The organism is Amycolatopsis sp. NPDC003676 (assembly GCF_053587275.1).
In genome coordinates, this window is record NZ_JBSFNS010000125.1 from 1 (window position 1) to 21,110 (window position 21,110).

The window sequence follows — 21,110 nt, forward strand, 5'->3', positions numbered from 1 at the left end:
GTTCGCCTTGCGCCGCAACGACATACGGGTTGTCCGTGGAGACCTCGCCCGCGAGGTCCGCGCCCTTCATCGGCGGGCTCGCCAGGACCTGTTCGCCGCACCGCTCGCCCGGCCAGCACCCCGGTCGGCTTGCCGTCTCGCAACGCGGGCTGGCCGTTCACCAGCACGTGCCGCATCCCGTCGGCGTATCGGTGCGGGTCCACATAGGTCGCGTTGTCCTGCACCGCCGCCGGATCGAACACCGTCACGTCAGCGAACGCACCCGGCCGCAGCACGCCTCGGTCGACCAGGCGCAGGTTCGCGGCGGGCAGGCTTGTCATCCGCCGCACCGCTTCTTCCAGCGGCAGCACGCCTTCCCGCACCCACGGCCCAAGCACCCGAGCGAAGGCACCGTACGCCCGGGGATGGATGGACGTATCCGTGAACGGTGCCTCCGCCGCGATCGCCTCCGAGTCTGTGCACACCGAGACCCACGGCTGTTTCAGTGCGCGTCGTGTATCCGCCTCCGACGCGGTGAACTCGGCGACCATCAGATTCGGCTCCGCCGCGACAAGGTCCAGCAAGGTGTCGAGCGGGTCGCCGCCACGGCTGGCCTCGGCGAGGGTCTGGCCCGGCGTTATCGAAGCGGAGCCGACGCCCAGCAGCAGGATTCCTTCCGCGCCACCGGATCCGAGGTACAGGTTCTCCCAGTCTTGCCCAGGTTCGAGGATGGCCGCTTTGATTTCCTCACGGATCGAGGGGTTGGCGAGCCGCGCGGCAAGCTCGCCGCCTTCGTGGAAGCGCGGCGGGATGAAGGCAGAGAGGAACGTCGAGCCAGCGTCGTACGGGTAGATGTCCGCAGTGATGCCGAGACCGTCCGCGCGCGCCTGCTCGACCCGGTCAAGCACAGTGGACATCAACGGCCAGTTCTGTTGTCCCGATGCCTTCAGGTGATATATCTCTGCTCGCGCAGACGATTCCCGGGCGATCCGGATCAGCTCGTCGACCGAATCCACCAAACGGTCCGACTCGCCGCGGATGTGCGAGATGTACAGCGCGTCGTGCTTCGCCAGCACTCGTGCGTACGCGATCAGCTCCTCGGTGGACGCGTAGCTGCCCGGTGCGTAGATCAGCGCGGAGCCCACGCCGAGTGCGCCCGCCGCCAGTTCCTCGTCCAGCAACGCGCACGCGGCGGTCAGCTCGTCGTCGGTGAGCGGGCGGTCTTCGTTGCCTGCGAGAGGCATTCGGAGGTTCTCCGCGCCGACGAAGCTGCCGATGTTCAGCCCCGCACCGCTGAGGTCGGTCAGGAAGTCGTCGAGCCGGGGCCAGCTGGTGCGCATGCCGAACAGCGGCGGCTCGGCGGCGACGAGGTCGGTCATCCGGCCGGTGACCGGGCCCATCGAGCGGCCTTCGCCGAAGATCTCAGTGGTGATGCCTTGATATATGTCGGACAGTCCGCGCGGATCCAGCTGGAGGGTTTCGTACGCGTGGCTGAGCACGTTGATGAATCCCGGTGCCACCACGCAACCCTCGGCGTCCAGCACCGGGGCGTCGGCGTCCCGGATGTCGCCGACCGCCTCGATCCGGTCCCCCGTGATCGCGACGTCCGCGCGGCGGGCGGCGGTTCCGGTGCCGTCGAGTACTGAGCCACCTCGGAGAACGAAGTCGGCGGGCATCGTGGTCCTTTCCTTGGGCGCGCGGGGCGGAATCAGACGTGCAGACATGCGGTTTCGTGGCTGCCGATCGTGACCAGCGGCGGGTCGGTGCGTTCGCAGTCGGCGGTGCCGACCGGGCAGCGCGACCGGAACCGGCAGCCGGGCGGGATGTCGACCGGGTTCGGCGTCTCGCCGGTCAGCAGCTGCGGTTTCATCTGCTGCGACCGGTCGCGTCGCGGGACTGCCGACAGCAGGGCCTTCGTATAGGGGTGTTGCGGGTTGTGCACGACCTCCCGCGCCGGTCCCTGCTCGACGACCCGGCCCAGGTACATCACCACGATCCGGTCGGCGAAATGCGCGGCCGTGGACAGGTCGTGCGTGATCATCAGGATCGCGGTGTCCTGATCCTTCCGCAGGGTGTCCAAAAGGGACAGCACACCGGCGCGTACCGAAACGTCCAGCATGGACACTGGCTCGTCGGCGAGCAGGACGTCCGGATTGAGCACCAGTGCGGCAGCGATGGCGACGCGTTGCCGTTGGCCGCCGGACAGTTCGTGCGGGTAGCGGTCTAGGAACGCGTCCGCTGGTGAGAGGCCGCTGCGTTCCAGGGCATCCGCGGCAAGTGCGTTCCGGTCCGCTTTGGACTGGCCGATGCCGTGGATCAGCATTGGCTCGGCGAGGATGTCGCGAACCCGGCAGAGCGGGTCGAGCGATTCGTACGGGTCCTGGTAGATCATCTGGACCCGCCTCCGGACGGAACGCAGCCGGCGTTCCGAAAGCCCGGTAATCGCGTTGCCTTCCAAACGGACAGTACCGCCGGTCGGCGGAATCAGGCCGCAGATCGCTGCCGCGGTGGTGGATTTCCCGCAGCCGGACTCGCCGACGACGGCGACCATCTCGCCGCGTCCGAGTTGGAAGCTGATGCCGTCTACGGCATGCACGACGCTGCGCGGACGCCGGGCCAGCGCACCTGCGACACCCCGGCGCATCGGGTAGTGGATCGAGAGGTCGTCGACCGCCAGCAGCGCCTCGGTCATGCCGTCACCACGCTCTCGGTACGGAAACACGCTGCCCGATGCCCTGGACCGGCCGTGGTCAGCAACGGCAGTTCGGCAGCGCAGCGGTCCATCGGGACATCGCAGCGAGGGCGGAACGGACAGCCGACGATCTCGGTGTCAAGGCGCGGCGGAGCACCCGGAATCGAGACGACCGGTTCGTCGCCGTAGAGGTCTGGCGTGGCGGAGAACAACAGCCGCGTGTAGGGATGCCGCGACTCCCAGCTCAGCTGATCCGCTGGGCCCTCTTCTACCATCTTTCCGGCGTACATTACCGCGGCACGGTGACAGAATTGAGATACCAACGGCAGGTCGTGAGTGACCAGGACGAGTGCCATGCCAAGCTCGTCGGTCAGCCGGGTCAGCAGTTCCAGGATCTCCGCCTGCACCATCACGTCGAGCGCAGTGGTCGGCTCGTCCGCCAGCAGCACCTTCGGTTCGCAGGCCAGCGCCATCGCGATCGACAACCGCTGCCGCATGCCGCCGGAGAATTCGTGCGGGTACCGATCAGCTGCCGCAGCTGGGATACCAACTAGCTCCAGCAGCTCACGCGCTCGTTCGCGTGCTTTCGCCCGGCGCGCGATGCCGTGGCAGAGCATCGGTTCGGCGATCTGCCAGCCGACTGTCTTGACCGGGTTGAGCGCATTCATCGCGCCCTGAAACACCATCGCGATGTCCCGCCACCGATGCCCGCGCACGGATTCCTCGCCGCCAGCTAATATCTCAGTACCGGCAATGGAAACACTCCCTGCCACGGTCGCGGTCGGCGGCAGCAATCCCAGCAACGCCAGGATGGTCGTCGACTTCCCGCAGCCGGATTCGCCGACCAGCCCGTACCGTTCGCTCGGGGCCAGCGAGAAGCTCACCCCGTTCACCGGATGCACCTGACCGCCGCCGGGCAGGTCGAACCACACGTGCAAATCCTTGCACTCCACCACGTTCATCGGGCGTCCGCTCCCCTTCCGGCCAGTACCCGCACTCGCCACCGACGGCCGGACAGATGCGAGACCTTGAGCCGCGGGTTCAGCGCGTCCTCAATGGCCCGGCCCAGCAGGAAGCAACCGATGCTCACCGCGGCGATCACGAATCCGTCCGGCACGATGGCCCACCAAGCGCCGGAACTGATCGCGGTGCGGGCGAAGGCGTGTTCCAGGATCGTGCCCCAAGTCGTGACGCTCGGGTCTTCCAAACCGAGAAATGCCAACGCAGTCTCCAGGTAAATCGCGACCGAAACGGTCAGCACGGTGTTGGCGATCAGCAGCGGCCCCGCTTGCGGAAGGATGTGCCGCACGATCACCCGCGTATTGCTCGCGCCGAGTCCGCGCGCCCGTTTTACGTAGGCCCGTTCGCGCAGCGACATCACTTCCGCACGCACGATCCGCGCGGTCGTCGTCCATTCCAGCAGGCCGATCACGAGGATCACGTGGAACAGACTCGGCCCCCACACCGCGGCGATCACCATGGCCAGCACCAGATCCGGCAGCACCAGCAGCACGTCGGTGATCCGCATCAGGACCGCGTCGACCCAGCCGCCGAAGTAGCCGGACAGGATCCCGACCGTGCCGCCGAGCAGCATCGCGACGAGCGTCGCGGCGAATCCGACGACGAGTGACGTCTGCCCGCCGCGCATCAGCAGCGACAGCATGTCCACGCCGCCGTCGTCGCAGCCGAGCCAATGGTGCACGGACGGCGGTTCGAAAACCGCGCAGGACCGTTCGGTGATGCTGTACGGCGCGAGGTACGGCGAAACAACGGCCAGTACCACGAAAAGACCGAGGATAACGAGACCGGCGACCGCGGTTTTGTGTTCCCGCAGCACTTTCCGGAAGATACCGGTGCGGCGCAATTCGGCCGGGACGACAGTGGTCATGCGCTGACTCTCCGATCAAGGCGGAAGTAGACCAGGTCGGCGAGGAAGTTCAGCAGGATCACCGACACCGTCAGGAGCAGGAACCCGCCTTGCACCATCGGGTAATCGCGCTGGCTGAGCGCGGTGTAGGTGGCCATGCCGATGCCCGGCCAGCTGAAGATCACCTCGATCAGCACCGCGCCGCCGACGACGTAGCCGAGATCGAGCGCGACCATCGTGACCATCGGCAGCATCGCGTTCCGCACCGCGTGCTGCCAGACCACCCGCCGGTCCGAAAGACCTTTGGCGCGCGCGGTGAGCACATAGTCCGCGCCGAGGGTTTCCAGCATCGAGGACCGCACCACCAGCGTGTAGCCGCCGTACGCGGTGAGGATGAGCGTGATCGTCGGCAGCACCATATGGCTCGTCACGTCGCCGATGTTCTGCCAGAACGGCGGGCTGTCGAACAGGAACAGGTCCGACATCCCGCCGGCCGGAAGTATCCCAGCGAACAGGATCAGCAATACCAACCCGAGCCATTGAGACGGGAACGAGTACGCCAGCGTCGCGAGCCCGGTGTTGAGGTGGTCCAGCGCGGAGTCGCGCCGCCACGCCGCGATCACGCCGGACAGGATGCCGAGCACGATCGCGCCGAGCGTCCCGACGCCGGCCAGCAGCACGGTGTTCTTGAGATCCTCGACCAGCAGGTGGGTCACTGGCTGCTGGTAGGTGAACGACACACCTAGGTCGCCGTGCAGCAGGTTTTTGAGGTAGATCAGGTATTGGTCCCATTTGGACTTGTCGAGTCCAAAGCGGACCATCAATGCGTGCTGCAACTCCGGGGTCGCGTGCGGTACGCGGGACAGGTTCGTCACCGCGTCGCCGGGCAGGACCCGGAAGAGGAAGAAGTTCGCGGTGACGGTGAGAAAGATGGTCACCACAGTGAAAGCGCCGCGGCGGAGGAGATAGTCGAGACTGCGCATCGGATCAGCCCGCCTTTCGCACGGACAGCAGCGGGAGCTTCGACTCCGACGAGAACGAGGCCCCGCCCACCGGCGTCAAGCCGGTCCAAGACGGCGAATGCGCCTCGATCGCGTCCGGATAGTCGAGCACGAGCAGCGGACGCTCGCGGGCCGCCAGCTGCTGCATCCGGTTCACGACGTCGCGCCGGTCGGCGGGGTCCATCGCCTCGCCCTGCTCGCCGTAGAGGTCGTCCCATTCCTTGCTGCAATAGCCGGTGTCGTTGAGGATGCCCTGGCTGGCGCAGGTGAGGTAGTTGAGCGTGTCGTCCGGATCGCTGGTGCCGCCGCTCCAGCCCCACATGGTCATCGCGAAGTCCTGCGATTTGTTCGCCATGGCCGCTTCGTTGGCCGCTGCGTTGTCGAGAAGCCGCGGTTCGAGCCGGACGCCGATCCGCTCGAAATCGCCGCGGATGATTTGGAACGAGCGCAGTCCGGCACCGCTGTAGGTGTCCTCGGGCAGGATGATCGGGTAGTCCATCGGATGGTCGCCGGCGATCCGGACGCCGTCCGGGCCGCGCCGGTACCCGGCCTGGTCGAGCAGCCGGTTGGCCAGGTCCAGGTCGAACGTCGGCGGTTTGATCGAGCTGTCCGTCCAGTCCGCGGTGCCGGGCGCGATCACCGCACCGCCCGGTTTGCCGTGGCCGAGCAGTGAAGTTTTCACGATCTCGGCGCGGTTGATCGCGTGGTCGAGAGCTTCGCGCAACAGCGGGTTCGTCAATTCCCGGTGCGCTCCTTGCTGTTTCGGGTTCGCGTTGACGGTGATGCTGTCGAAGCGCATGCCCGGTGACGAAAGCACCTCGAACCCGGACGACTCCAGATTGCCCACTGAAGTGGCTGGCACGCTTTGCACGGCGTCGAGCTGATGGCTTTTCAACGCGGTGATCATCGCGTCGTCGGTGCTGAAGAACTGGATGCCGAACCCGGCGATGTGCGGTTTCGGGCCGTAGTACGCGGGATTCCGTTTGAACAGCGCGACCTGTTTCGGCTGGTGTTTGACCAGGACGAACGGTCCGCCGGACACGATGGGCGCGGTGTTCGGGAACGTGGTCAGCGCGTCGCCCTTGCCCTCGGCGTACTTCTGCCAGATGTGCCGGGGCAGGATCGGGACGCTCATCAGTCTGCTGAGGACATTCGACACCGGGTTGGCGTAGTGCAGCACCACGGTGTTCGCGTCGGGTGCGGTCGCGCTGTCGAGGTTGACCACGTAGTTGGCGAGACCGGCGGTCGGGCCGTCCTGGAACTTCGCGATGGTGCTGAGCGTCCACGCGACATCCGCGGCGGTGAGCGGCTCGCCGTCGGACCATTTCGCTCCGGGGTGAGTGCGGAAAGTCCAGGTCTGGCCGTCCTCGGAGGTGCTCCAGCCGGTAGCGAATTCGGGGACGTATTTGTCGTTCGGGTCGAGCTGCACCAGAGTCGGATAGATCTGCTCGAATACCGAAAACGCCATGCTGACCACGGAAACGAACGGGTTCAGCGAGTCGATCGGCTGGTTGGCGCCGAAGCGGAAGACGCCGCCGTCGGCGGTCTCGCTCTCGGCCTGGCCGCACGCGGTGACGCCGCCGGCGGCCAGCACCACGGCCAGCAGTGCCGCTGCCGCGCGGCGGAAACGGTTTCTCATCAAGGGCCGCCTAGGGCGTGAAGGTGCGGTAGAGCGGGCATCCGGAGTAGTCGGCGCGAACCGCGACTCCATTAAGGACGACGTCGAACTTCAGCCGCTCCGGGAGCCGTTCGTCTTCGCCGACGCGGAAAGACCCGTCTGGGAGCGGGATCAGTTCGTCCGGCGGACCGCCGGTGATAGACACCCACAGCCGGTTGTCGTGGGTGTAGACGTGCAAATTGGACAGCCACGGGTTGTGGCAGCGGTAATGCCCGACGACCTCGGCCCAGTGTGCGGGCGGCTCGTCCGGAGTCGGCTGCGCGGGGTGTTTCCGTTCCGGCAGAACGAATTCCGGCACCGAACCGCCCTCAAGCGCGGCACGCGTAGCGGCGATGAGGTGTACGACAGTCTCCTGCCACGGACCCCTGCCGTTAGCCAGCACGACGGCGCCGATCCCGGCGTCCACATCGCACGCGATCGCGGCGTAGTAGCCGATCATGCCGCCGGTGTGCCAGACGTGCGGGCGACCGCCGAACTCGCCGACCATCATACCGAGGCCGTACGAACAGTCTTCCTCTTCCATCCGGATCGCCGGAGTACAAAGGTCGTCCACCATCGATCCGCCGCTCATCAACAGCCGCAACCACGCGGTCATGTCCCGTGCGGTCGAGACGACGCTGCCGTCCGCCGTAGCGGTCTCGATCCAGGTCGCCGGGACGATGCCGTCGTCGCGGACCGGGGCCCTGTCGTCATAGCGCGGTTCATATCCCACCGCACTGCGTGCCCGGATCTCATGAGTGATCGCTGGCATGGCAGCCGACATCCCCAGTTCGGCCAGGAAGTCGCCGAGAAGTTCCTGGTACGGCCGTTGGTATAGCAGTTCCAGCACCAGCCCGAGCGCTTTGTAACCGGAGTTCGAGTAGTGGAACCAGGTCCCCGGCGGCGTCGTGGCCTCGGTGTCGCGCAGCGCCCAGACCTCGAAGGCGGAGTCGCCGGAGACGTCCGTGCCCGCGACGATCCCGGCGGTGTGCGACAGCAGATGGCGCACGGTGATCGGGGTGTGCGCGGACCGGACGGAGAACCACGGCAGGTACTCGGTCACCGGACGGTTCAGGTCGATCAGCCCGGCGTCGCGCGCCCGCAGCAGCAGCGCGGCGGTCATGCCTTTGGAGATCGAGCCGATCTGGAACAGGGTGTCCTCGGTCGCCGGCTGGCCGGCGGCCAGATCGGCGTGTCCGAACGCGCCGGACGCGAGGATCCCGTCGCGGCCGGTGACCGCCATCGAGAGCCCGGCGGCGAAGGACTGGTCGTGCAACGCGGTGCGGCAGGCCTGGCGAAGCGCCTCGTCCGCGGCCTGGGGCAGGGGCGGCGTCATGTGCGGAAAACCTCCGGGACCTCGGTGTCCCGACCACGGCGGGTCGATGGGCGCCAGTATCGATCCGGCCGGATCGCGGCAGCCTTGGACGAGAGCCCAGAGATTCGGCCCGGGACTTGTGCCGGTCGCCAAAGCAGTGCCCGGACCGCCCACGCGAGGCGGCGGTCCACAAAGGACGCCGCGCGCTGAAATGCCCGGTATCTACCCCCATGACCACTTGCTGAGGTACGTGAGGGGAACCCTGAGGGAATCAGAGTTCCTCAGGGTTCCCCTCACGTACCGCCCCCGAGACCGGGACAGACACCGCGGCCGCGGCGCCGCCTCAGGTCAGCGAGGCAGCGCCCACTTCTGCGCCGAGCTGTTGTTGCAGGTGTAGAGCTGCAGCTGGGTGAACTCCTTGGTGCTGCTGTTCGGATCGTCCAGGCAAAGGCCGGAGTGCGGGTTCCGCAGCGAGCCGTTGTCCTCGACCCACTGCTGGGCGCCGGTGTTGTTGCAGGTGTAGAGCTGGATGCGGGTGCCGTTCGTGGTGCCGGAGTTGTCGGCGTCGAGACATTTGCCGTGGACGCGCAGCGTGTGGTCGGTGCCGATTACCCAGTCCTGCGCGTAGGTCGAATCGCAGCCGTAAAGCTGGATCGGGTTGCCGTCCGTGACCTTCGAGAACGCGTTGTCGATGCACAGGCTCGACGACACCCCGGCGACGATCGGGCCGACGCGCGGGCTCGCCGGTGCCGGGCTGTCTCCGGGATAGGACGGCGGCGCGGCGGACGGATCCGCGGCCCAGGCCTTGTTCGCCGCGGTGCCGAGAGTGAAGCTGAGCGTGCCGCCATTGCTGATATCCGGGGCGTACGCCTTGTTCCAGGCCGTGCCATTCCACGAGGCGTCCTGGACGTACGGCGCGTTGTCCGCCGCGCCGTTGCCCTTGACGGTGAGGGTCTTGCCGGACGGCAGCGCGATGACGGCCTGGTTGAACACCGGCGAGCCCAGCGCGAGATCGGCGGTGCCGGGCGTCTCCGGGAACATGCCGAGCGCGGACCAGACATACCAGGCGCTCATCGTGCCGAGGTCGTCGTTGCCGCCGCCGAGGCCGTCCGGGGTGTCGCGCCAGATCTTGCCCTGGATTGCCCGGACCGTCTCCTGCGTCCGGTACGGCGCGCCGGTGTAGTCGTACTCCCAGGGCAGTTCGATGCTGGGCTCGTTGCCCATCCAGGCAAGACCGTCGTTGCCGTCGAAGGTGCGCAGGACGTTGTCCAGGTAGTGGTTCATGACCGTCGGGCCGCCCTTGGCGCGGGTCAGTCCGGCCAGGTCGAACGGCACCATGCCGGTGTAGATGAACGACGTGCCCTCGACCATGCTCTTCCCGTTCGTCGGGTCGAAGTCGAGCGGCCAGTTGCCGTCGGCGTTGCGGGCCTGGACGAAACCGGACTGCGGGTTGAGCAGGTTGCGCCAGCTCTGCGCGCGATTGCGGTACGTGCGCTGGTTGGCGGTGTCGCCGAGCGCGCCGGCGAAAGCGGACAGGGCGAAGTCTGCGGTGTTGTATTCCAAAGTGGTCGCTGCGGGGCCGTAAGCGTTGCAGCAGCCGAAGTTTCCGTCGTGCGGTAGGTAGCCGAGGCTGTCGAGGTAGTTCAGACCTGGACGGTTGTTGTTCGGCTTGGCCGCTTCGGCGACGAGGCCCTTGAGTGCGTCGGCCGTGTCGAAGTCGCGGGCGCCGAAGGCGTAGTAGTCGGCGATGATGGCCGCAGCCGGGTCGCCGACCATCACGTAGGACTCGCCGTTGTTTTCCGACCACTTGGGGAAGATCCCGGTCTGCCGGTAATCGTCCACCATGGACTGTGCGGTATCGGACGCGACCTTCGGCGCCAGCAGTGCTTCCAGCTGAGCTTGGGAGCGATAGATATCCCAACCTGAGTAGTTGGCATACACCGCGTCGTGGCCCGCGTCGACTGTGTGCGGTTTGCCGTCGAACCCCGGGTACTGGCGGTTGACGTCGCTGATCACGTTGGGATGCAGCAGCGCATGGTACAGCGCGGTGTAGAACATCGTCTGCTGGTCCGATGTCCCGCCGGTGATCTTGATCTTGCCGAGCTGGTAGTTCCACGCCCGCGCGGCGGCGGCGCGAGTGCCGTCGAAGTCCCAGCCAGGGTTTTCCGCGGCCCGGTTGGCTGCCGCGTTGGCGGCCGACACGTAGCTCACGCCGACTTTCGCCTGTACCACCTGGTTTCCGGAGGTGTCGAAGGTGACCGAACGGCTGCCGCTGCTCGCGAAAGGACGGTCGAAGAGCAGGTCGAAGTAGACGGTGTAGCTGTTCGCCGCGCCGCAGAACGCGCCGCTGGTGACCTGACCGCGCACCTCGGTGTTCGACACAGCGGTGAACTGCGCGTTGCTGGGCCGGTTCTGGCTTCCGTCCACTTTGAACACGAGGTTCGACTGGTTTCCGGCCGGGAAGGTGAACCGGCCCATTCCGCTTCGCGTGGTGGCGGTCAATTCGGTGTTGACACCGTTGTCAAGCTTGACCCGGTAGTACCCGGCGGACGCGGATTCGTTGCTGTGCTGGAAGTTCACGTTCGCGGACGGGTTCACGCCGCCGACGGTCGGCAGAATCGGCAGGTCGCCCGCCGCACCGCAGCCCGGGCCCGCGATGTGGGTCAGACTGAAGCCGGTGATTGTCGAGTCATGGTATTCATAGCCTCCTCCGGGTGGCCGGGAGTTCGTGTCCGGACTCCACTGGACCATTCCGAACGGGGCGTCCGCGCCGGGGAAATCGTTGGCTTGATTGGTGGTTCCAATGAACGGGTTCACCAGGCTTGCTGGATCGGCTGCCGCATTTGGTACGGCCGCTTGTGCTGGCCCGGCGCATAATCCGGCGACGGTCACGGCCGTCGCCAGCGCGCAGCTCACTCTCGCTCGAACTTTCATCGCGCGTCCTTTTCAATCGGGGTTTATTCAGCTGATCGGCACGCCGCTGGCGATCCGGCCGCGGTCGATCCAGCTGCCGTGTCCGTCGCCGCCTTCCCAGGAATAGCCGGAAGCAGCGTTGGTGGATTTGTCGGCGAGAAGGTAGTCGGCATTGCCGCCACCGGTGAAATCAGCGAAGGCGACGGAGCTGGAATCCGTGGTGACACCGGTAGCCACCTGACCTCGCGAATACCAGCCGCCTTGCTCGTCGCCGCCGCGATTGAAGAACGCGTTGACCGGACCGCTCGGCGCGATCGTTACGTAGTCCACCCGGCCGTCGCCGTCGAGGTCGGCGAAGCGCACGCTGCTCATGTCAGCGGTCGTGCCACCCGCGACCTGGCCTCGGCCGAGCCAGCCGCCGCGACCGTCGCCGCCGCGGTTGAGATAGGCGGTGACCGCGCCGTTCTGCCCGATGGTCAGGTAGTCGGCGCGACCGTCGCCGTCGAAGTCCGCGAACCACACGCGGCTCGGATCGGCGGTGGTGCCGGTCGCGACCTGGCCCACTGGTTGCCAGCCGCCGTGTCCGTCCCCGCCTCGGTTGAGGTAGCCGACCACCGCGCCGCTCGGCTCGAGCAGCAGGTAGTCGGCGCGACCGTCGCCGTCGAAATCGGCGAACCGCACTCGTGCCGGATCCGTGGTGAGCCCAGTGGCGATGTGCCCGAGCGGCTGCCACCCACCGTGACCGTCGCCGCCGCGATTCAGATAAACGCTGACCGTGCCGTTCTGTGCGACAGTCAGGTAATCCGCACGGCCGTCACCGTCGAAATCGGCCCAGCGAACCTTTCCGGTACCGCCGGATTCAGTTCCCGCGCCGAGCGGCGGTTGCCCGGCGAACAGGCCCTCGGTGTACGCGCGGGCGAGCGCGCCGGAGAAGTTTTCCGCCATCCGCCGGTACCCGGCATTGTTCGGATGCAGGTGGTCGACCATTTCCCCCGAAGTGAGCGCCGGCGGCTCGACGTAGCGGAATCGGTTCCCGGCTTGAGCTTCTTCGGCCTCGAAGCCACGCACGACGGAATTGAACGCCGCGACCCGGCTTTCCGACCCTGCCGACGTCGGGATCAAACCCAGCAAAAGGACGGTGACGTTCGGCCGATCGGCGTAAATCCGGTCGAGCAACGTGTGCAGCCGGGCTGGCGCGTTGGCCACGTCGATGCCGCGGTCGAGGTCGTTGATCCCGAGGTGCAGCAGCACGACGTCGGGCCGGTCGAACGCGAGCCAGCCGTCGATGCCCGCGGTGATCTGGTCGATCGTGTAGCCGCTGTGGCCCTCGTTCGCCGGATCCGGCAAACTCCCGTTGGTTTGGGTACCGACAAACCGCGGCGAGTAACGGGATTCTCCGGCGAGCATTGTCCACAGTGGAGCGCGATAGGACGACACAGTGGCACTGCCCGCCCCGGCGGTGATGGAATCGCCGAGCGGCATGATCCGCACCGCCTGGCCGAGCGGTACCGCTTCGGCGGACGGCGTCGGCAACGCAGCGGCCGCGAGCACTAGGGCAGCGAGAAATCGACGAAGCAGCATGGCAGCTTCCTCCGGCACGGCAAAGCGGACGGAACCCGTTCAGGCGAGCGATGCGAATCCGGAACCGGCGTGCGCTCCGGCGACGAGACCATGGTCAGCCCGCGATGACAACCATGTCAACGGACTGGTCCAGACATGTCTTTGTCAGAAAATCCCGACCGCGGGAAACCATTCAGAATTCGGCGCGAAACACCCGCAGGAAGTCGCGGGTCCAGCGGAATCGGCTCGCCAGCCGGTAGAACCGGCGCAACCGGGGATCCGGAACCTGGTCGTAGGCCTTCAGCACCGCTTCCGACCCCCGCGGCCGCAGATCAGGATTCCAGCGTGAGATATCGGACTCGTCCCGGATCGCTGTCCAGTAGGCCGGGTAGGGATACCAGCGCGGCGGCAGAAGTTTCTTCAGCAGCTGGGTGACTCGGGCGGTCGAAACGGACACGCCGTCGAAGATCAGCGCACCGGACGGGAAATGTCCGGTCAGCCGGCGCAGCACCTGAGATACCTGAGCCTCCCGCAGATACATCAGCAAGCCCTCGGCGAGGATCAGCGCCGGCCGCTCGGCCGGAATCTCTTCCAGCCACCCGGAATCGGTCACCGACGCGGCGAGCATCCGGTAGCTGTCGCTGTCCGAGTACAGCTTCCGGCGAAGCGCGACGACATCCGGCAGGTCGACGTCGAACCACCGCGCGCCGGACGGCGGATCGAGCCGGAACGCGCGGCTGTCCATCCCGCAGGCCAGCTGCAGAACCGTCGCTTCCGGGTGCTCCTGCAGGAAATCCGCCGCCCACGTATCGAACTGCCGCGCCCGCAACGCGACCGCGGCGCGGCTGCGGACGATCGACGGCTTGTCGAGCTTCGCCCAGTCGTAGTCGATCCGCTCGACCGCTTCGGCCGCGAGCCGGTCGCCGAGAATGGGTTGCGGATCCCGTCACCAGTGATGACCAGGTGTCGCCCGATAGCCGTGAGTCCTTTGTGGAATGCGCGGGACGGTCCCGAAATCCGCTCGCCAGGCCCTAGTGCGGACGTCGGCGGCGAACGTAGCGTCCGAGCGGTGTCGAAAGAAGTACAACCCGAGTGCATCGACGGCCAGGACCGTCGCGATCACCGGGGCCACCTCCGGGATCGGTTCCTTCGCCGCCGCACAGCTCGCCGAACTCGGTGCGCGGGTGCTGGTCCTCGGCCGGCCGGAAACACGGGGCCGCGCGGCGGTTTACGCGCACGCGGTGGAGATCTTCGGCTTCGAACTTCAACGGCGGCTTGGTGAGATCCCAGTGCAGTCGGTTGTTGTCCACCCCGGTGGGGCAATCGACGCACTCACGCTCGGGCGGCCCGGCGCGCGGGCGGCTCGCGCGCTGTTCCGCGGGATCGCGCAGGGCAAGGATCAGGCGGCCCGGCCGGTCGTGGCCGCGGTCGCGTCGCCGGAACTGCGCGGCGGCGAGTACCTCGGACCGCATCGGACCGCCCACGCGGAAGTGCAACAGCCGGTGACGACGAGCCGCGATCCGGAGCTGGGCGCGTGGCTCTGGACGGAGACCGAACGGCTGCTCGGCGCGCGGATCCCGACCGAGCCGCGTCACTCGATCGGGTAGAAAACTGCGCGAGGCCGCCCGTTAACCACCAGCTAGCCTTGAAGCGTGGACCATCCGGCGGTTCTGGACGCCTTGGCCCAGCGGCTGGCGCGGATCGGCGAACGCCGGAACCTCGACGTCCCCGCACTGCTTCACCGCCTCGGCATCCCGCCGGACCGTACCGACGTCGCCCGTCGGCAGGTCTCCGAACTGACCCGCGAACTGTGGCTCCAGACCGACGACGAACTCTTCGCCCTCGGCCCGCGAGCCCCGCGCGGACTATTCCGGCTGGTAGTCCGGTCGGTCGCCCCCGCGCCCGACCTGCGGACCGCCCTGCACCGCTTGGAAGAAGCCACGCACGTCCTGCCCGGCATGCCCGCCGTCGCGATCCGTGCGGCAGAACCACTGGCCGACGCCGCGCACGTCCCGCCCGGCCTGCCCGCCGCCGCGATCCGTGCGACAGATCCGCTGGAAGAAGCCACGCACGTCCCACCCGGCCTGCCCGCCATCACAACCCGCGCAGCAGAACCGCTGGTCGAGGTCGAGATCGACGTCCGCCGCCTCGGCGACCCCGAGCGCGTCGCCGCCGAACTGGTCGCCATGGTCGTGCACCGACTGCTCGGCTGGCTCCCCGGACAACGCATCGACCTGCGAGAACTCCGCCTGCCGCGGCCGAAACCGGACCACGCGCCGCATTATGAGCTGGTTTTCGGCCGCAGTCTCAGCCGGGGTGACGAATCGATCGAGAAGCTGGCTTTTCCCGAGGCCAGCGCATTTCGACGAGCGTTTCGCCGGTGGACCGGGCAAGCACCGGCCGACTACCGCTGACCCACCGCCAACAACCCGGCCGACTAGCCCGGCACCCGCAAAGCCCGCATCCGCGCGTACAACGTCGTCCGCGAGATCCCCAACGTACTAGCCGCCCGCACCTTGTTCCCGCCGGCCGACCGCAGCGCCGCCACGATCGCGTTCCGCTCAGCACGCTCGATGGGCGCCAGCTCGTGCCCCGAAGCATCCGCGACCAGCGCAGGCGGCAAATCCCCGGGCCCGATCGCGCCCACAGAACGCTTGCGGATCGCCTGGCTCAGCACGCCGCGCAGTTCAGGCAGGTTCCCCGGCCAGTCGTACGAGCCGAGGATCCGCAGCGCGCCCGGCGTGATGTTGTGCGTCCGCGCGGCCCCGAGTTCGGCGAGCATTCGCGTCGCGACCTCGGGAAAGTCCGGTCGGTGCGCCAGCGGCAGGAGTTCGACGTTCTCCGCGCACGACGCGATCAGCGCCCGCTCCGGGCCAGCCAGTCCCTCGCGCGGGCCGGTGGTCAGCACGAGGTGGGGGCCGACCCCGCGGGCGGCATGAGTGGCGACCAGGTCGACCAGTTCGGCGGGGAGCAGATCCGCGCCGTCGACGCAGATGCTGCCGGAACCAGCCTCGACGGCGGCGGAAAACTGCGCGGCCCAGGCTGCCGAGCCGCCGAGGACTGCTTCCGACCCGGTCAGCGTGGTGCACGGTTCCTCGGGCACCCGCAGCCGCGCTTCGGTGGTGCGGCCGGTTCCGGGCGGGCCCGAGATGTGGACGTGTCCGGGGACGACAGCAGCACGACGTCGCGTCGGCCGGGCCTCGGCGGCGTTCAGCGGGCGGATCTCCACCAGCACTCCGCCGCGGGCGCCGGCGACCGGTTCGGCTCGGACTCGCGCGCGCTGGCCGGAGCGCAGTTCGGTCTCCATTTCGGACGGTCGGCTCGCGTCGCCCGCGAGGTTCCACAGCAGCGCGACGTCCGCGCCTTCCAGCAGGTCGGCCGCGGCTTGGTTGCACAGCAACAGGTCCGGGCCGATCGCGACCACGGGGCGGGTCGGGCGCGACGTCGCCTGGAACGCGGCCAGCAGCGACCGTTCCGACACCCGGCTGCCCTCCAGCAGCTGCCGTTCGATCTCCTCGACGGCCTTCGCGACCAGCGGCGCGAGCAGCGGATTCGCCTCGGCGGCCAGCAGCGTGATGTCGAGCGCGCCCTCCAGCCGCCGCGTGACCGGGTGGAAAATCGGGTGCCCGTAACAGCTGAACCCGCGCAGCGCCTCGGCGTAGTGCTCTTCCCCGTGCACCACGATGCTCGACCGGGTTTCCAGTGCGGTGCCCGGCCCGGTGGTCCCGACCTCGTCCTCCAGCAGGCAGGTGCCGACGCCGATGCCCAGCTGGTCGAGACAGTCTTCGACGGCGCGGTCGGCGCTCCACCGGTGCACGAGCCTGCCGTCGTGGTCGACGAGCACTGTGGACATCGCGGTGCCGGCGAGCCGCTCGTCGAGGTCCTCCAGCACCGGCGCGGCCGCCGCGAGCAGCTTGCTGGCCGGGTCTACCTCCGCGGACCGCAGCCCGAGCAGCGCGGTTTCGGGGCGCACCCCGGCGAGCGAAGCACGGCGCCAGGACTGGGCGATCGGTTCCCGCAGCACCACGCTGCGCGAGGACGTCATCGAGCTCACGCGGATCTCCACCTTCGTTGGTGACGCGCAGCAGGATAACCATCGCTCTCCGCTGCCGCTGTACAGAACTTGAACACTCAAGCCCGGATTCACCCGGCAAGGTGGTCCCCCACCACCACCCGCGTGCACGTGCTGCGTTCCGGCACGCGGTCCTTACCTCGAAAGGGGAACCAGCGTGACTCTCAGTCACTCCGAGCCGGACACCGGGAAGGAGCGCGGGGGCTTTTCCCGGCGTGGATTCCTCGGTTACGTCGTCGCGGCCGGGACCCTCGTCGTCGCCGCGGACGTCGGGCTCTCCACCCCCGCCGCGGCCGCCGTCCCCTCCGCTCCGCAGCCGCCCGAGCTGTACGACCTCAATGACGCGCTCACCGACGCCGGGCTCCCGACGTCGCAGCTGATCACCGTCACCATCAACAAGGACGGCAGCGCCTCGTTCGAGATCCCGCGCGCCGAAGTCGGCCAGGGCATCACCACCTCGACCGCGATGATCATCGCCGAGGAACTGGACCTGCCGGTCGAGAAGGTGCACGTCACGCTCGCCCCGGCGCGTCCGGAACTGCTGTTCAACCAGCTCACCGGCGGGTCGAACACCACGGTCTCGACCTACACGCCGATCCGCGTCGCCGCCGCGATCGCCAAACAGCAGCTGCTCGAAGCGGCGGCGATCCTGCTCGGCGGCACCGCCGAGCGGTTCATCGTCAAGGGCGGCGTCGTCACCGCGCCGAACGGCAAGACCGCGACGTACGGCGAACTGGCGACGAAGGCCGCGTCCAGCACCACCAAGCAGGTGCAGCTGGACCCGAGCAAGCTCAAGGGCTCCAGCGACTTCAAGGTGCTCGGCAAGCCGCAGACCCGCCTCGACGCCCGCGACATCGTGACGGGCAAGAAGCAGTTCGCGATGGACCTGGACATCCCCGGCGCGCTGCCGACGATGATCTGCCGCCCGCCGACGCTCAACGGCACGCCGAAGGCCGTCCGCAACAAGGCCGACGTGCTGAAGCTGCCCGGCGTCACCGACATCGCGATCATCCCGACCGGGGTCGCGGTTCGCGCGGAGACGTTCGGCCAGTGCATCGACGGCGTGCGCGCGCTGCAGGTCGACTGGGGCCCCGGCAGTGTCGAGGGCCAGGACGACGAATCGGTGCTCGCCAACCTGCGCCGCGCCGAGCTTCCCCTTGCGGTGCCGAAGGTTCCGGTGCTGACCAAGACGGTCGAGGCGGACTTCGAGTTCATGTTCCGCTCGAGCGCCGCGCTGGAACCGTACTGCGCGGTCGCCGACGTCCGCGAGGGCAGCGCGGAGATCTGGGCCGGGCTGAAGTCGCCGATCGTCACCCAGGGCGAGGTCGCGCAGGCGGTCGGATTGCCGCAGGGCAAGGTGAAGTGCCACGTCGTCACCGGCGGCGGTTCCTTCGGCCACAAGCTGTTCGGCAACCACGCCGTCGAAGCGGCGCAGGCGTCGAAGGCGTTCGGCAAGCCGGTGCGGCTGATGTGGCACCGCGCCGACGAGCCGCGCCAAGGCCGGCTGCACCCGATGGCGACGTCGCGGATCCGGGCCACCGTGCTCGCCGGGAACGTGCTCACCTTCGAGCAGCGGCACACCTCGGTCGAGACGTCGTTCCGGCACGGGCTCGGCGAAATGCTCACCTCGGTCGCCACGAAACTCCCGACCGGACTGGGCAACCTCGGCGTCGCCGAGGCGGTTTTCGTGCTGAGCCAGGAAATGCCGTACAACTTCGGCGTCGTCGACCAGACGCTCACCGAAACCGACCAGCGGTTCAACACCGGGTCGATGCGCAACGTCTACTCGCCCGACGTCGGCTGCGCCAACGAACTGGTCGTCGACATGCTCGCGAAGGCGATGGGCAAGGACCCGTACGACTTCCGCATGGAATTCCTCAAGAACGACAAGGTGAAGGGCGTTCTGCGCAAAGTCGCCGAGGTCGGCGGCTGGGGCAAGAAGATGGCCCCGGGCACCGCGCAGGGCATCGCGATCCACAAGGAATACAAGGGCGCCAGCGCCTGCCTCGTGGAAATCGACTGCCGCCCGGAAACGGTGAACCGCAAGATCCGCGACGGCGTCGCCGGTCCGCGCGTCACGAAGGCGGTCATCGCGCTCGACGCCGGGCTGGTGATCAACCCGCGCGGTCTCGAGGCGCAGATCATGGGCGGTTTCGCCGACGGCCTGGCGCTCGCGCTGACCAGCAGTGTCCACCTGAAGGACGGGCACTTCCTGGAAGCCAGCTGGGACAACTACTTCTACACCCGGCAGTGGAACATCCCGCAGGACTTCACCGCGATCGCGATGCCGTCCAACGGGGAGCAGCCTGGCGGCGCGGGCGAAGCGGGCGTGGCCTGTTCCGTCGCGGCAGTCGCGTGCGCGTACGCCCGCGCGACCGGGAAGGTCCCGAAGCGGTTCCCGATCAACCACGACGACCCGATCGGCTTCGAGGTCAAGTCGTTCGTCCCGCCCGTTCCCGAATCGCCGACCGACGGCCTGAGCCACACCTACTGAGGAGCACGATGAGCAAGCACACCTTCATCCTCAACGGGAAGCCGGTGTCCGTCGACGTCGACGACAATGTGCGGCTGCTGTGGGTCCTGCGCGACGTCCTCGGCGTCCGCGGGCCGAAGTACGGCTGCGGCATCAACGTGTGCAAGGCCTGCACGTCGCACTTCAACGGCAAGGCGTTCAACCCGTGTTCGGTGCGTGTGGCCGACATCAAGGCCACCGACGAGATCACCACGATCGAGGGCCTGCCGGACACGGTGAAGGCCGACCTGCACCCGATGCAGGAGGCCTGGCTGGAGAACGACGTCGCGCAGTGCGGCTACTGCCAGCCCGGCCAGATCATGGCGGCGGTCGCGAAGGTCAAGGAGGCCAAGGCGAAGGGCCGCGAGATCAACGACGCCGACCTGGACGAGATCCGCAACGTCTGCCGCTGCGGCACGTACTCCCGGATCCGCGAGGCCATCAAAGCCGGCGCCGCGAAGATGTAACCGGATTCGCTTGCCCCGCAGTCGGTTTCGGCTGCGGAGCAAGCTTTCCGGTCTGCGCCAGCGTTCCGCCGCCGAGCAGCACCGCCACTCCGATCAGCTGCACCGGGCCCAGCGCCTGGCCCAGCAACAGCCACGCGAGCAGAGCAGCGACCAAGGGTTCGGCCAGCGCCAGTACTCCGGCCAACGCGACCGGCAAGCCGCTCAACGCGTGCAGTCCGGCCAGGTACGGCAGCACGGTGCCGAAGACGGCCAGGATCAGCAAGGCCAGCCAGACCGGGATCGCCGTATCGCCTAGTGCCACCGGCGTGGATGAGATTTGCGTGGTCCACAATGGACTCACGGCGATTGTCGCCACCGCCCCGATCGCCAGCCCCGAGGCGGTCATCCCGAGCGGATCGTGCCGCCGCGCACCGCGTTCGCCGAGCAGGAAGTATCCGGCGGAACAGACTGCCGACGCCAATCCCGCCGCGACGCCAAGGAAGTCCAGCCGCGCGCCAGGCCCGAGCCCGGCGATCAGCACCAGCCCGGCGATCGCGAGCGCGATTCCCAGCCATACCACCACGGGCAGCCGCGTTCGCCGGACGACGCGCACCCACAGCGCGACCAGCACCGGCGACAGGTTCACCAGCACCATCGCCACCGCGACCGGAATCCTCGACACCGCAACGAAAAAGAACAGTTGCACGCCTGCGACGCCGAGGAGTCCGTAGCCGAGCGGCAACCACAGTTCATTGCTGCGAAACCGCAACGCTCGCGGCCGCAGCAGCGCGACAGCGGGCGTCAGCAGGACGGCGGCCAGCCCGATCCGCACCGCGGTGACCGCCGCCGGGCTCCAGCCCGCGTCCAGCACCGCCTTGGCGAGCGGGCCGGAACTCGCGAACAGCACCCAGGAGACCAGGCTCAGCCCGGTCGCCCGCGCGGTACTGCCCTGGTCGGCCACGCCCGCATTCTGCGTCCCGGCCGCGCGCCCGAGCCACCGGTTTTCGGTAGCCGCCGCGTACGGGTGCGCGGAAAGTCCGTGAGGGGAACCCTGAGGGAATCTGATTCCCTCAGGGTTCCCCTCACGGACCACGGC

The 21,110-nt window shown here is 68.0% G+C and carries 15 protein-coding genes and 2 pseudogenes; 4 read left to right on the forward strand and 13 right to left on the reverse strand.

Translation table 11 applies throughout. The features are described 5' to 3' along the window. The 11 genes and pseudogenes from ACWDNU_RS39210 to ACWDNU_RS39260 form a co-directional block, all read right to left on the reverse strand. Positions 1 to 145: pseudogene (locus ACWDNU_RS39210) on the reverse strand (carbamoyl phosphate synthase small subunit); the annotation flags it as partial. A gap of 61 nt (positions 146 to 206) precedes the next feature. After that, a pseudogene (locus ACWDNU_RS39215) lies at positions 207 to 1,703 on the reverse strand (N-acyl-D-amino-acid deacylase family protein); the annotation flags it as partial. After that, entirely contained in the window at positions 1,688 to 2,671 is a 984-nt protein-coding gene (locus tag ACWDNU_RS39220; RefSeq protein ID WP_449672571.1) for an oligopeptide/dipeptide ABC transporter ATP-binding protein, read from the reverse strand. The pseudogene ACWDNU_RS39215 and the gene ACWDNU_RS39220, both read right to left, overlap by 16 nt. Beyond that, the gene (locus ACWDNU_RS39225) at positions 2,668 to 3,633 is read right to left on the reverse strand and encodes an ABC transporter ATP-binding protein (protein ID WP_449672572.1); all 966 of its coding nucleotides are present in this window, start codon (positions 3,631 to 3,633) and stop codon (positions 2,668 to 2,670) included. The genes ACWDNU_RS39220 and ACWDNU_RS39225 overlap by 4 nt, the downstream gene beginning before the upstream one ends. Further along, a complete protein-coding gene (locus tag ACWDNU_RS39230) occupies positions 3,630 to 4,559 on the reverse strand; it encodes an ABC transporter permease (RefSeq protein WP_449672573.1) in 930 nt (309 codons plus the stop codon). The genes ACWDNU_RS39225 and ACWDNU_RS39230 overlap by 4 nt, the downstream gene beginning before the upstream one ends. After that, positions 4,556 to 5,521, reverse strand: a complete 966-nt coding sequence (locus ACWDNU_RS39235) for an ABC transporter permease (protein ID WP_449672574.1) — start codon at positions 5,519 to 5,521, stop codon at positions 4,556 to 4,558. Before ACWDNU_RS39235 ends, ACWDNU_RS39230 begins: the two co-directional genes overlap by 4 nt. A 4-nt stretch (positions 5,522 to 5,525) precedes the next feature. Then, entirely contained in the window at positions 5,526 to 7,178 is a 1,653-nt protein-coding gene (locus tag ACWDNU_RS39240) for an ABC transporter substrate-binding protein (protein ID WP_449672575.1), read from the reverse strand. Between the two features lie 10 nt (positions 7,179 to 7,188). Further along, positions 7,189 to 8,532: a serine hydrolase domain-containing protein gene (locus ACWDNU_RS39245; RefSeq protein WP_449672576.1), complete on the reverse strand. Its 1,344-nt coding sequence runs from the start codon at positions 8,530 to 8,532 to the stop codon at positions 7,189 to 7,191. A gap of 327 nt (positions 8,533 to 8,859) precedes the next feature. Next, complete coding sequence (locus tag ACWDNU_RS39250) at positions 8,860 to 11,427, reverse strand: lectin (RefSeq protein ID WP_449672582.1); 2,568 nt, start codon at positions 11,425 to 11,427, stop codon at positions 8,860 to 8,862. Positions 11,428 to 11,472: 45 nt separating this feature from the next. After that, positions 11,473 to 13,005 carry an FG-GAP-like repeat-containing protein gene (locus tag ACWDNU_RS39255; protein ID WP_449672577.1) on the reverse strand — a complete coding sequence of 511 codons (1,533 nt, stop codon included), beginning with the start codon at positions 13,003 to 13,005 and terminating at the stop codon, positions 11,473 to 11,475. Positions 13,006 to 13,177: 172 nt separating this feature from the next. Further along, the gene (locus ACWDNU_RS39260) at positions 13,178 to 13,915 is read right to left on the reverse strand and encodes a class I SAM-dependent methyltransferase (RefSeq protein ID WP_449672583.1); all 738 of its coding nucleotides are present in this window, start codon (positions 13,913 to 13,915) and stop codon (positions 13,178 to 13,180) included. Between the two features lie 64 nt (positions 13,916 to 13,979). On the opposite strand from ACWDNU_RS39260, the gene ACWDNU_RS39265 reads away from it, so the two are divergent. Together ACWDNU_RS39265 and ACWDNU_RS39270 are read left to right on the forward strand one after the other, a co-directional pair. Then, the gene (locus tag ACWDNU_RS39265) at positions 13,980 to 14,591 is read left to right on the forward strand and encodes an SDR family NAD(P)-dependent oxidoreductase (protein WP_449672578.1); all 612 of its coding nucleotides are present in this window, start codon (positions 13,980 to 13,982) and stop codon (positions 14,589 to 14,591) included. Between the two features lie 45 nt (positions 14,592 to 14,636). Then, positions 14,637 to 15,398 carry an AraC family transcriptional regulator ligand-binding domain-containing protein gene (locus tag ACWDNU_RS39270; RefSeq protein ID WP_449672579.1) on the forward strand — a complete coding sequence of 254 codons (762 nt, stop codon included), beginning with the start codon at positions 14,637 to 14,639 and terminating at the stop codon, positions 15,396 to 15,398. 23 nt (positions 15,399 to 15,421) lie between these two features. On the opposite strand, the gene ACWDNU_RS39275 is transcribed toward ACWDNU_RS39270, so the two are convergent. Beyond that, positions 15,422 to 17,029 carry a sigma-54-dependent Fis family transcriptional regulator gene (locus tag ACWDNU_RS39275; protein WP_449672584.1) on the reverse strand — a complete coding sequence of 536 codons (1,608 nt, stop codon included), beginning with the start codon at positions 17,027 to 17,029 and terminating at the stop codon, positions 15,422 to 15,424. 184 nt (positions 17,030 to 17,213) lie between these two features. On the opposite strand from ACWDNU_RS39275, the gene ACWDNU_RS39280 reads away from it, so the two are divergent. Together ACWDNU_RS39280 and ACWDNU_RS39285 are read left to right on the forward strand one after the other, a co-directional pair. After that, complete coding sequence (locus ACWDNU_RS39280; RefSeq protein ID WP_449672580.1) at positions 17,214 to 19,550, forward strand: molybdopterin cofactor-binding domain-containing protein; 2,337 nt, start codon at positions 17,214 to 17,216, stop codon at positions 19,548 to 19,550. Positions 19,551 to 19,558: 8 nt separating this feature from the next. After that, the gene (locus ACWDNU_RS39285; protein WP_037817840.1) at positions 19,559 to 20,035 is read left to right on the forward strand and encodes a (2Fe-2S)-binding protein; all 477 of its coding nucleotides are present in this window, start codon (positions 19,559 to 19,561) and stop codon (positions 20,033 to 20,035) included. Here ACWDNU_RS39285 and ACWDNU_RS39290 read toward each other — a convergent pair. After that, the gene (locus tag ACWDNU_RS39290; RefSeq protein WP_449672581.1) at positions 20,010 to 20,975 is read right to left on the reverse strand and encodes an EamA family transporter; all 966 of its coding nucleotides are present in this window, start codon (positions 20,973 to 20,975) and stop codon (positions 20,010 to 20,012) included. The genes ACWDNU_RS39285 and ACWDNU_RS39290 overlap by 26 nt on opposite strands. Between the last annotated feature and the right edge of the window lie 135 nt (positions 20,976 to 21,110).

Coding starts and splice junctions, on each gene's coding strand:
- ACWDNU_RS39225 (WP_449672572.1), bottom strand. CDS start 3,633: ATGAACGTGGTGGAGTGCAAGGATTTGCACGTGTGGTTCGACCTGCCC.
- ACWDNU_RS39220 (WP_449672571.1), bottom strand. CDS start 2,671: ATGACCGAGGCGCTGCTGGCGGTCGACGACCTCTCGATCCACTACCCG.
- ACWDNU_RS39285 (WP_037817840.1), top strand. CDS start 19,559: ATGAGCAAGCACACCTTCATCCTCAACGGGAAGCCGGTGTCCGTCGAC.
- ACWDNU_RS39235 (WP_449672574.1), bottom strand. CDS start 5,521: ATGCGCAGTCTCGACTATCTCCTCCGCCGCGGCGCTTTCACTGTGGTG.
- ACWDNU_RS39230 (WP_449672573.1), bottom strand. CDS start 4,559: ATGACCACTGTCGTCCCGGCCGAATTGCGCCGCACCGGTATCTTCCGG.
- ACWDNU_RS39240 (WP_449672575.1), bottom strand. CDS start 7,178: ATGAGAAACCGTTTCCGCCGCGCGGCAGCGGCACTGCTGGCCGTGGTG.
- ACWDNU_RS39275 (WP_449672584.1), bottom strand. CDS start 17,029: ATGACGTCCTCGCGCAGCGTGGTGCTGCGGGAACCGATCGCCCAGTCC.
- ACWDNU_RS39265 (WP_449672578.1), top strand. CDS start 13,980: ATGCGCGGGACGGTCCCGAAATCCGCTCGCCAGGCCCTAGTGCGGACG.
- ACWDNU_RS39245 (WP_449672576.1), bottom strand. CDS start 8,532: ATGACGCCGCCCCTGCCCCAGGCCGCGGACGAGGCGCTTCGCCAGGCC.
- ACWDNU_RS39255 (WP_449672577.1), bottom strand. CDS start 13,005: ATGCTGCTTCGTCGATTTCTCGCTGCCCTAGTGCTCGCGGCCGCTGCG.